Origin of the sequence: Pararhizobium sp. PWRC1-1 (assembly GCF_049897905.1) — a bacterium.
Taxonomy (GTDB): Bacteria; Pseudomonadota; Alphaproteobacteria; order Rhizobiales; family Rhizobiaceae; genus Pararhizobium.
Genome location: NZ_JAFCXE010000030.1, coordinates 67,012 through 78,385, shown reverse-complemented (window position 1 = coordinate 78,385; position 11,374 = coordinate 67,012). Strand labels below are relative to the sequence as shown.

The 11,374-nt window shown below is 58.9% G+C and carries 8 protein-coding genes, 1 pseudogene and 1 other annotated feature; of the genes and pseudogenes, 3 read left to right on the top strand and 6 right to left on the bottom strand.

All coding sequences use genetic code 11. The features are described from left to right. Positions 1–260: 260 nt before the first annotated feature. The 3 genes and pseudogenes from ACP7E0_RS31055 to ACP7E0_RS31045 all read left to right on the top strand — a co-directional run. Positions 261–380 (top strand): annotated as a pseudogene (locus ACP7E0_RS31055) (IS66 family transposase); the annotation flags it as partial. A gap of 256 nt (positions 381–636) precedes the next feature. Further along, positions 637–692 (top strand) — a sequence feature (sul1 is cis-regulatory element that is thought to sense ions involved in sulfur or methionine metabolism; They are found in Alphaproteobacteria). Between the two features lie 70 nt (positions 693–762). Further along, the gene (locus ACP7E0_RS31050) at positions 763–2,229 is read left to right on the top strand and encodes a SulP family inorganic anion transporter (RefSeq protein WP_426130747.1); all 1,467 of its coding nucleotides are present in this window, start codon (positions 763–765) and stop codon (positions 2,227–2,229) included. A gap of 528 nt (positions 2,230–2,757) precedes the next feature. Next, complete coding sequence (locus ACP7E0_RS31045; protein WP_426130745.1) at positions 2,758–4,041, top strand: GGDEF domain-containing protein; 1,284 nt, start codon at positions 2,758–2,760, stop codon at positions 4,039–4,041. A 177-nt stretch (positions 4,042–4,218) separates the two neighbouring features. Here ACP7E0_RS31045 and ACP7E0_RS31040 read toward each other — a convergent pair whose 3' ends face one another. From ACP7E0_RS31040 to rfaD, 6 genes are all read right to left on the bottom strand, one after another. Continuing rightward, positions 4,219–5,244 (bottom strand): adenosine kinase, encoded by a 1,026-nt coding sequence (locus tag ACP7E0_RS31040; RefSeq protein WP_426130744.1) that lies wholly within the window; start codon positions 5,242–5,244, stop codon positions 4,219–4,221. A 64-nt stretch (positions 5,245–5,308) separates the two neighbouring features. Next, entirely contained in the window at positions 5,309–6,430 is a 1,122-nt protein-coding gene (locus tag ACP7E0_RS31035) for a glycosyltransferase family 9 protein (RefSeq protein ID WP_426130742.1), read from the bottom strand. Positions 6,431–6,432: 2 nt separating this feature from the next. Continuing rightward, positions 6,433–7,902 carry a D-glycero-beta-D-manno-heptose 1-phosphate adenylyltransferase gene (gene rfaE2, locus ACP7E0_RS31030; protein WP_426130741.1) on the bottom strand — a complete coding sequence of 490 codons (1,470 nt, stop codon included), beginning with the start codon at positions 7,900–7,902 and terminating at the stop codon, positions 6,433–6,435. Beyond that, complete coding sequence (locus ACP7E0_RS31025; protein WP_426130739.1) at positions 7,899–9,092, bottom strand: AGE family epimerase/isomerase; 1,194 nt, start codon at positions 9,090–9,092, stop codon at positions 7,899–7,901. Before ACP7E0_RS31025 ends, rfaE2 begins: the two co-directional genes overlap by 4 nt. After that, positions 9,089–10,429, bottom strand: a complete 1,341-nt coding sequence (locus tag ACP7E0_RS31020) for a polysaccharide pyruvyl transferase family protein (protein WP_426130737.1) — start codon at positions 10,427–10,429, stop codon at positions 9,089–9,091. The genes ACP7E0_RS31025 and ACP7E0_RS31020 overlap by 4 nt, the downstream gene beginning before the upstream one ends. Then, the gene (gene rfaD, locus ACP7E0_RS31015; RefSeq protein ID WP_426130755.1) at positions 10,395–11,372 is read right to left on the bottom strand and encodes an ADP-glyceromanno-heptose 6-epimerase; all 978 of its coding nucleotides are present in this window, start codon (positions 11,370–11,372) and stop codon (positions 10,395–10,397) included. Before rfaD ends, ACP7E0_RS31020 begins: the two co-directional genes overlap by 35 nt. Positions 11,373–11,374 lie beyond the last annotated feature (2 nt).

Here is an 11,374-nt window from a genome sequence, read left to right as displayed (position 1 = left end):
GCCGATCACGGCTGCGGCAGTCGTCGGCTTCCTGGCCTTTTTGTATGGCGTCACACGGTGACCGCCACAGGCAATCGGTCGGAAGATCTGGCCACGGAATACATCAGGCTCGGCGGCAAGCGCCGCGGTGCTGGACGACAATCTCGTGACCCGAGAATGGGCGGAAGATACTGCGGATTTGAGAACCTGCAAGGTTTTCATATTTCTGCAGTCCCATGAAGGGTTTTTCGAGAAATCAGAACTTGGCGGCTTCCAATAACTGGCATGCGACGCTATCGCGTGTTTCCAGCAAGTCGAAACTGGCCGAGGCTCTCCGCTATGCCATCCCGCGTCGCGCCATGTTTGAACACTTTCTGACCGATGGCCGCGTCGAGTTCAATTGCTGTGGATAGGCCGCCTGAGCATCGTGTTATCGCACGCCGAATATAAGCCAAAGTCGGTCGCAAGTGGTGCGTGTCGCCGTTTATGCATAGCTCACATTGATAAAAATGCAGTCTCACCAGGTCTTCCTGGCGGCGGAGTCATATTTTTCAACTAGCCCGCGATGGCATCCGTAGAAATGCGGGCTGCCCCCGGCAAACAGGGCCATTTCATGTTGCATCGCGGTAGACATGCGGATTATAAAGATGCAATCACCACGGACCCGGTGAAATTCCGGGTGGCTCTTCTGGCCGCCGATCCGCCAGACAACGCAAAACCCGCATGCCAAATCTGGGACCGCTGAGAGAAGCGCGTTGGCCATGCTTTGCGAGTACCCATCATATGCAATTTTCATCAATCCGCCGGGATTGGTCCGCCAATCCCCCGCGCGAGATGCTTGCAGGAGCAGTCGCGACATTTGCGCTGATCCCGGAAGTCATCGCATTTTCCTTCGTTGCCGGCGTCGATCCGCAGGTCGGCCTATTCGCTTCATTTGTCATCGGCATCGTTATCGCGTTTACAGGCGGGCGGCCCGCGATGATTTCCGCCGCCGCAGGCTCGGTCGCGCTGGTTGCAGCACCTCTGGTTCACGCACACGGGCTGCCTTTCCTGTTCGCCGCCGGTTTTCTGGCAGGCATTTTCCAGATCCTGTTTGGGATATCGCGCCTTGGCGTTCTTATGCGGTTCGTTTCAAATTCCGTCCGCACCGGCTTCGTCAACGCGCTGGCCATCCTGATCTTTGCAGCTCAACTTCCGCATATCATCGGCGGAGACTGGATTGCCTATGCCATGCTGGCCGCAGGGCTGGCGGTCATCTACGTTGTTCCGAGGATCACGACTGCAATTCCGTCGCCGTTGATCTGCATCCTTGTGCTTACCGTTGCGTCGATAGCCTTTCAGCTTCCGGTGTTGACCGTTGCCGACCTCGGGAAGCTGCCGGACACTCTTCCGATCTTCGTCTGGCCCGCAGTGCCGCTGACTTTGCAAACGCTGGCAATCATCGCCGGACCAGCGCTTGCCATCGCCATGGTCGGCCTGCTTGAATCCATGATGACGGCCAGCGTTGTGGACGACCTGACCGGCACTGTGAGTTCGAAGAACAGAGAGTGTACCGGCCTCGGTATCGCCAATGCGACAGCCAGCCTGTTTGGCGGGATCGCGGGATGCGGCATGATCGGCCAAACCGTCAGCAATGTGAAGTATGGTGGACGCGGCCGTCTTTCCACCCTGTTTGCGGGCGCCTTCCTGCTGGTTTTGATGGTCTTGCTCAAGCCATGGGTTTCTCAGGTTCCCGTGGCAGCCTTGGTCGCCATCATGGTGATGGTGTCGATCGACACGTTCGACTGGTCGTCACTGCGCTCGGTGATCGTTCATCCCAAGATGTCGAGTGTCGTCATGGTGGCGACTGTTCTCGTGACAGTGTTCAGCTCCAATCTGGCACTGGGCGTAACGGTGGGCGTACTTCTGAGTGGTGTATTCTTCACGTTCAAGGTCGCCCGCCTGCTGCGGGTGGAAACAAAGACCGATGCGCAGGCTGGCCGTGTCTGGTATCGCGTGTCTGGCCAGGTATTCTTTGCATCCTCTGACATCTTCATCGAGGCGTTTGACATTCAGGATGCTGTGGGCATGACGGTTCTGATCGATGTGACGGAAGCACACTTCTGGGACATCACCGCAGTCGCAGCACTCGACAAGGTGGTCCAGCGGTTCAAGGTGCATGACATCCATGTGGATGTCGTGGGCCTAAACCAGGCGAGTTCGGCGCTCATCGGAAGCCTCGACGGATTGATGAAGGTGAAAGAGGATTGAGCCGAACCAACGGTGGCCAAGATTACATCTTGCCGCATCAAAACGCTGAGGGGTCTCGTTCAGGATCTGATTATCCCTGCAAAGCGCATTTTACGCGCTTTGGATGAAGAACTTCGCCACTTTCAGCGGCTATAGCGTGCATTTTGAAGAGTAAGGAGATGATCAAGCTCCGGGTTTCTGCGACCGGAGCATTAAAGGTGAAATGGCCGTGCCGCTCACCCGCTTCTTGTGTTGACCTATAACCTTTCTGATGGCTGCATACGCGAGCTCCTCAAGGCTGCATGGAGAGCCCACCGTGAGACATGAAGACGGCGGCAGGCAACAAAAGTGCGCCGCGCAAACTCTCTTCAGTGCCGAAACCTGAGCTGGACCACGAACTAGAAGCTACGTCATGACTTCTGTCTCAATCTGACGCATTTGATCGGTTCCCGAAAGCAGCTGCTGAAAACTGTCACGTCACGTACACCGTCTTTTCGCAGGGGTATGAGTTTGCCTTGATCACGAGCATTACCTCCCTAGATTCGATACATGGACGCTGAGCGCACCACATATCTCGATGTATCGGTCAGAGCGCCCTCGGGGATAACTCCCCAAAGGTTGAGCTCCGCCACTGTGGAACAAGTCGAGCGCCTTCTGAGTGGCCGCACGCGTGATATCGTCTTTGATGGCGAATTGGCTGATCTTTTCCGCGAGCGCTCCTGGCGGCAGACGGCGAAGATCGTCCGCGCCTGGATGGTCTGGGTTATCGTACTCGACGTCCTGACGTTGGGTCTCAACGCCATCTTGCTACCGAGCCCAACCGTGACGTCGATGCTTCTTCCGGCGTCGATCCTTCCGCCGGCAGCTCTTGTCACCGCGATAGCATTTCGCACGCCGCACGCCCAATGGCTGGAGGGAGTATTCATCCTCACAAGTATGTTTCTGATCCTGCTTTCCGTTGCTCTCGTGGGCGTTAACACCGGTGGTGAGTTTTACGAGCGACACTTGACGATCATGCTCTTTGTGGCCGTCACTGCCATTGTGATTTTTCCGATTCCGCTCAGTTGGGCGATGACGATCGCAGCTTATGCCCTCGGGCTTTACCTTGTGTTCCAGCTGCGAAATCCAGACATCGAAGCCGGAAATGCTCTGGCGGGCACATTGTTCTTCGCGAGTGGAGTGGCCGCAACCGTCGTCGCCCGACGCACCGCGACCATCCTCGCACAGAAGACTTTCCTGCTTGAATTACGTGATCGAAGTCGGCTTGTGAATCTGGCCGATGCCAATGCGCGGCTTGAACTGCTAGCGCGCACCGATCCACTCACTGGTGTCGCCAACCGGCGCGCAATGATGGAAATACTCCATCGTTTCTGGGAGGACGATCACGCACGTCACAAGGGTGCAGCCGTCTTGATGTGTGACGTTGACGATTTCAAGCGCCTCAATGATAATCTGGGACATGCTGAGGGGGACCGGTGTCTGGTGAAGATTGCCGGCATCATCCAAAGCTGCATGAGCGACGAGCTAGACCACGTCGCCCGCTACGGAGGCGAGGAATTTCTGGTTTTTCTCCCCGGTTCTGACGAGCAGGAGGCCGGGGACGTCGCTGAGCGCATCCGCGGCCGGGTAGAAGCTGCATCCCTTCCGAACCCTACCTCTCGCGTTGTCCCTTATGTCACTCTGAGCATTGGAGTATCGACGATGCGGTCGAACGGCAAACCTGTGTCGGCGGAGGAAATCCAGCGCCAGGCGGATGCGGCACTTTATCGTGCGAAAGAAAGCGGACGCAACTGCGTGATGGTCCATGTTTCAAGTGACCAGATCGCCGGCTAAGGTGTTTTCAAGGAGCAAGGGTTCCCCCATGCGATTCAAGCTTACTTAGACGTGGAGGCGCAGTTGGGGTCGTGATCGCGGGATACTCAGAGATCTTCCCTCCCGAAGTCTTCGCGCTGAGCCATTGGCTGCCTTAAAACGGATTAGAACCGGCGGCGCAGTTGCCCCGAAATGAACTTAAAGCGCTTGCGGTAGCGGCGCCGCGAAGAGGCCCTGCTGTTTGACATATGTTTCCAGATTCGCTTCCGGCCTCGCACCGATATGGGTAATCACTTCGGAAGCAGACGAGCAGCCGAGACGGAGCGCTTTGGCGGGGGTGAGGCCGGTGCTGATGCCGAGGAGGAAGCCGGAGGCGAACAGATCACCGGCTCCCGTGACATCGACAACTTCATCGACCGGGTAGGCGGACATGCTGATTTCCTCGTTGCCGCACACGGCCATGGCGCCGTCCTCGCCCATTGTCACTGCAGCAAGCATAACATCGCTCTTCAAAAGCCGAACGGCCTCTCTGAGGTCGCCCGTTTGATAAAGGGCCAACAGCTCATGGATGTTTGCAATAAGGATGTCCACGGTACCGGAACGGATCAACTCGAGGAATTCCTTGCGATAACGGGAGACACAAAAGGGGTCGGAAAGCGTGAAGGCGACAGTTCTGGCGTGTTTGTGAGCGTGGCGCGCCGCAGCGAGAAAGGCTAGTTTTGCCTTTGGCGGGTCCCAAAGAAAGCCCTCCATGAAAGTGATCGAGGCAGCCGCGATATGCTGTTCGTCAATATCGGCCTCGGTCAGCTGGTGGCACGCACCGAGATGGGTGTTCATCGTGCGTTCGCCATCCGGCGTCACAAGGATCATCGAGCGGGCGGTTGCTTCGCCGTTCTCCAGCCGTTTTGTGTTATAGTGAACACCGGCGGCAGAGAGGTCGTCGGCAAAGAAATTGCCGAGAGCATCATCATTGACCTTGCCGATGAAGGAGGCCCGCCCACCCAGCGAAGCAATACCGGCCGCCGTATTGGCCGCGCTGCCACCTGAGATTTGCTGCTTCTGAAGCGGCATTTTCCGGTAAAGGCTCTCCGCGCGAGCCTCGTCAATCAAATGCATCACGCCTTTCTGCATTGTCTCTTGATCGAGAAAGCCGGACGGGACTGGGGCAATGATATCAACGATCGCATTTCCGATCGTGACCACGTCATAACGAGTTCCAGTCATTGTGGCTCCTTTGGCATTGATAAAAACTGCTCCTGAACGGCCTTCTCTGTCCTCCCGGAATGCGTCAGGCAGAAGCCGGTTCGACACGACCGACCCTCCATTCCCTGTTCTCACAGAGGACAGGCAGAACGACGTCGGGTGTCAGCCCTCTCATCACGTCCATGGCGCTAGCATGTGTTTCGGTTCCGTAAACGATGTATCCAGCGTCCGGATGAGGGGAATCGAAGCTCTGCCCGCGTGCGGAACGGGCCCCCCATCGCCGGGAGCGCGTCGGCCCATGCAGACCGAAGACCCGGGCATCGACCGCACCCGCGAGATGAAGCACGCTTGTATCCACACTGACGACCGCATACGCCCTGCGCAGGAGATCACCCAGTTCGCGCAAAGGGATCTTGCCGCAAAGGGAGATGGTCGATGCGGCGTAAGGACCGAGTTGCACGGACAGTGCATCGACGAGCTTTTGATCCGCATCGACACCGGTAAAGGCCGGGGCATAGCCGTGATCGATCAGCTTGCAGCAGAGAACCACCCAGTAGTCCAGCGGCCAGGCCTTTTCCGCTGCCCTGGTGCCTCCGGCGGAGAGCTGGCAAAGCACGAGCCGGTCAAGCGGCAGTTCGCGTGCCAACGCACACTCCGTGCCCTGAAGCTCCATGCGATACCTGCCTATCGCACCGAACACCCTTGCCATCGCGGCAAGATTTTCCAGCTCATGCCGTTCCCCGCGGTGGGGAACCGCCACATCGAACAGCATGCCACGCGCAGAGCCTTCCGGCGCGAAACCGACTGCGCAGGGCGCACTCAGCCGGGCAAGAATGGCCGTCAGGTTTGGCCAAGGGGTCTGATCGACCACAAGATCGAGGCGGGCCGCCCGCAAGGTACGGAGAGCGCGGTGCGGCCGCGAGAAGTTGCAGCAGATGGCGGTCAGTGGCGCCGCAATCAGGCCGACCGCAGGCGCGTTGTTTGCGCCATGGAAGATAAATAGGTCCGCCTCCGGATAGCGGTCTGCGATCGCGGCGACGGCACCGGAGGCGATCAGCGTATCACCGATCGCGGTTGGCTGGATAATGCCGATACGGCGGGGTGCGAGCGGCAAAGAATGGTGCCGGTTTGCCCCAGCCAAGACCCTGGCTGCGGCTGCAAGCAGCGAACGATCCAGCCAGCGCATCCATCCGTTCGAGCGGGCCATGGTCAATGCACCACTTCATTGTGCGGCACGTGTGCCGCCCGCGCCCGCGCGATGAGGCTCGTGGTGGACTGATCCGCCTCGAGATCTACAAGCACCACCTTTCCACCGTAGGCGCGGACGAATGCGCCTCCGACAACGTTATCGACAGTATAGTCGGCCCCCTTGAAGATGACGTCCGGACGCAGGACCTGGATGAGTTCCATGGGCGTATCGTCGTCGAAGAGCATGACCATATCGACGGTATCGAGCGCCGCGATCACGACGGACCGCGCCCCTTCAGCCTGGACCGGCCGCTCTGGCCCTTTCAGACGACGAACCGAAGCGTCCGTATTGATCCCGACGACAAGCCGGTCGCACTGCGCCTTTGAGGCTTTCAGAAGCTTCACGTGACCTGGGTGCAGGATATCGAAGCACCCGTTCGTGAAGCCGACGGTGAGCCCCTCACGCCGCCAAGCCTCACGGCGCGCATACGCCAGTGAGAGCGTCCCGAGCTTCTTGTCCCGCCACGAGGGCTCAGCCTCGATGAGGAGCGCGCCTGCCAGTTCTTCCGCCGTCACCATTGCAGTTCCGCTCTTGGCAACGGCGACAGAGGCCGCGATATTGGCGATGGTCATGGCCTTCGGCATACTTTCGCCGGCCGCAAGTCCCAGGGAAAAGGCCGCCAAGACGGTGTCGCCTGCGCCGGAAACATCTCGCACCAGCTGTGTGCGTGCCGGCTCATGAACGGGTGACTTGCCCGGGCGGAAAAGCGATATCCCCTGCTCGGAACGGGTCAGCACAATCGGCGCGCCGAACTGTTCGAGTGCGGTGGCCATGCCTGCCGCAATGCCTTCGTCGCTGTCCGCCTCCCTGCCGCTTGCAACGGCAAGCTCCTTTCGGTTCGGCGTCAGTACCGAGCAGCCTTTATAATATGAGAAATCGGGTTGCTTCGGATCGGCAATAATGGGAATGCCCCACTGCTTGGCCACCTCGATCATCGCCTTGACGACCCTGGGTGTTATGACACCCTTCGCATAATCGGAAATGACCATGGCAGAGCACTCCGCGGCGGCCTCTCGTATCCCTGCAATAATGCCGCCTTCGGACTCGTCGCTGATGCTCAGGCTTTCGCGATCGGCGCGCAACAGATGCCTGTCTTGGGCGAGGAATCGCGTCTTTTCGATCGTGTTGAAGCCTGGCTGGCAGTAGAGTCGTGCATCGACCCGCGGGTTTCGGCTGAGGTTCATCTCCTTCAGCATGGCGCCGGCTGGATCGCAGCCAACCAGACCGATGAGGATGGCGGAGCCCCCGAGCGAGGCGATGTTTGCGGCGACGTTGCCGGCGCCACCCATTGCCCAGTTTTCGTCGTGAATTTGCAATACCAGAGCAGGCGCCTCGGGCGAGACACGCTGAACCGAACCACGAACATAGTGGTCGAGCATGATGTCTCCAACGACAAGAATGCGGCAGCCAAGAAAATTATCAACAATCATTGCAGCGCTCCATGACTTGTGCCTTCTCCAGCCCAGAGACGCTCAAGGCGCATGAGCTCGGCGATTGCTAAAAAAATATGATAAAGGGTGCTTGCCGGAATAGCCGACACACACGGCCGACCAGCTCCATCGAGGTGGTCGATCCAGCATCCGCGTGGCGCAATACCGAGGTACCTTTCCAAAAGGACGCTCAGCACTGTGGTGAGACTGTCTCGGTCGAGGTTGCCGTCGAATTCAGCGCGGGCCAGAAGGGCTTTCAGCCTCTCGGTCTGCGGCCACGATCGGTGACGGCTTGACCGCACACTTCCGTCGCTCAACAGCTCATCGTGAATAAGGCCGGTCATTCCATCGACCCCATGGCGCTGAGCGAAGACAAACAACCGCTCAGCGGCTTCGCGGCCGGGGTAGCCCGTCCATTGCTCGGCATGACGAAGAAGCCAATACCATTCGAAATGATGTCCCGGCTCGACGACATGGCCATGATCGTCACCGATGCGGCACCATCTGTCGTCGTAATATTCGGCAATCGTTCCTGTTGTGTGATCGAAAAGCCGATCTTCAAACAAACTGACGATTTGCTTTAAACGCCGCGTAACGCCGGCTGTCGGATGCACAGCCTGCAGCGCAAGGAGCGCCTCGAACATGTGCATATGCGGATTCTGCATTAGCCTCCCGTCACCTGCTGACCCACTGCTCCATCCCTCGCCGTCAAGGCGGCCGAAATGGTCGTCGATTGCCTCCAAGGTCAGATCTATCCAGGGAATGAGGTCATTTCTGCCCGTCGCCCTTGTCCACCAGGCAAAAGCCAGAAGGACGAAAGCCTGATCGTAGAGGTCGAGATCCGCGTTGACGATCCCGCCGGCCTCCCCCATCGAAGCGACCCAGCCTCCACCCGGCCGCCAGGCATTGGCAAGCAGGAAGTCGAGCCCATTATTGGCTGTGCGAAGCCCCGGCTCGAAGCCGAGCGTGTAGGCGTGGCTGAAAACATAGATCTGACGGGCATGAACGCGGGTACGCTTAAAACCGACGAACTTGGGCTTTCCATCCAGGTCCAGAGCCTCAACGAAACCCCGATTGCCATCGACCCCCGTACTGCTCCAGAAGGGCAAAGCATCCTTAAAGACCCAATCTCTCATACGGTTGCAAAGCCCGGCGAGATTGGGCCGCCGTTCCAGTGCAACGACGCTCATGACGCGGCCTCCAAAACTTCGACGAGCTGCGTCACGCCTTGCCACGCTTCCGAGAGTACCTGCATGTGTTCAGCACGAGAAATGGGCGTTGACTGCGCGCGACAGGCAAGTTCAACGGCAGAAGAGGCTTTTGTCTCGGCAACGTCGCAGAGAAATTCATCGCGGTTCACGGACATCATGAACGACCGAAGTTTGCGGTCCCAGGCAAGGCCAACGGCAGGTACGCCAAAGGAATAGGCCGCGATGACGGCATGCATGCGATAGGCGACAAGTACGTCGAGGCTCGAAATAATCTCGCAGAGTTCGGTCGGCGTGTGCTGGACCGGGAAGGAAATCGCGCCTCCCGCGATGGCCTTCAGCCGGGGTTGGAGTTTGGCGAGATAGACAATGTCTTCCGGGCTGCCATTGGTAAACACGACAGCATGGTAGCCCTTCTCGACCAAGCCGCGCACTAGATCCACATACCAGTTCTCGAGATAGGCGGCATCCGGCGCGTTGTCAGCATGATAGCGGATCGCGATGTGGCTCATAATTCCCACACCGGCAACCGGACGTTCCCCGCTGAATATGCGGGATGGCGAAATGAACTCGGATGCAAGCAGACCGGGATCGCGCACGACAACGGCCTTGTGGCCACTTGCCTTGCCCAGCTTCTCGTCCCACAGGAGCTTGGAGTCGTGATCGCGCACAAAGACACCGCGCAAGAATGCGCTCGCGAAAGCCTTTTCCATCATCGCGGTACCCTTGGCGGTCCAATCCGGGGTCACGCCGGATGCATAGACGACGAAAGGCAATTGTAGTCGCTCCACCTCCCGGATCGCCAGCGTCAGCTTGGTGGGGAAATTCAGATCGATGTCGGAAATGAGATTGCCGCCTCCGATCGCAATTGCGTTGGCACCGCTGACGCGGTTTGCATAATGGGGGTGCCATTTGCGGTGTGCTTGGATCGCCAGCGGGATGCGAATGACGTAGCGCCGTAGCCACTTCGGCAATCTATCAAGCGCGGACATGATTTGAAGCCGCCCTGTGAGGCCGTCGCCGTAGCCCTGCCGGCCCGCAAGGTCGATGGACCAGGTATCCTCGCTTGCTCCGAGCGCGATCAGAGCCTTTTCCAAGCATTCCGAAAGCAGGCCGTCGCCGAGGTTGGGGCTGAATTTGACATTGAAAAGGCGGATGCGAAGCGGCGCGGGTGCCAAAGGGACGGCCCCGGCCCATTCCGCAGGAAAAGCCACAGCGGCACGAACCGTCGCCGTCTGTGCGCTGCCGTCGGGAAGCGAGTCCAGCCGCTGGGGAATGGCACTGCTACTGGTCTGGATGCTTTGAAAGCCAGTCGACATAACGTGTCACTCCCTCTTCCAAGGTCTGAAAACTGGGGGCTAGGCCATTGGCGACGAGTCTCGTCGTGTCGGCCTGGGTGAAATATTGATAGCGGCCGCGCAGCCGCTCCGGCATGTCCATGTATTCGATCCGGGGAGACGCGCCGACGGCATTGAAGACTGCGACAGCAAGGTCGCGAAATGAGCGTGCCTGACCGGTTCCGACATTAAAGATGCCGCCGACGGCTGGTGCGTCGAGGACACGGCGCACGACATGCACACAGTCGTCCACGGATACGAAGTCACGCATCTGCCCGCCGTCGGGATAGTTTGCATGATGCGATTTGAAGAGATGAACGGGGGAGCCCGCCGTCACCTTCGGCCAGATCTGGTGGATCACCGACCGCATATCGAGCTTATGGCTCTCGCGCGGTCCGTAGACGTTGAAGAATTTCAGGCCGGCCCAACGTCGCGGAGCCGCCTCGCCACGGTAGACATCCGCAGCGATGCGCCGATCGACGAAATGCTTGCTCCAGCCATACGGATTGAGTGGCGCCAGCCTCGCCAGCCCGCCTTCCGTATCGTCGTCGGAGAACCCATGTGATCCATCGCCATACGTCGCCGCCGAGGATGCATAAACGAACGCGACATCGCTGTGCCGGCAATGATCCCAGAGATCGAGCGACAGGCGAACATTGTTGCTGATGATACGATCGACATCGCGCTCAGTGGTCGCGGAAATCGCTCCCATATGGACGATGGCATCCAGCGGTCGGGAGTTCTGGCGAAGCCAGGTCATCAGATCCTCCGGCCGGATGATGTCTTCGAGCCGGAGATCAGCGATGTTGAGCCAGCGGTTGTCGCTGCCAAACCAGTCGCACGCGACGACAGAGGCGCCTTCGCTGGCGAGCGCATGCGCGATGTTGGAGCCTATGAACCCGGCTGCCCCAGTCACCACGATCAACT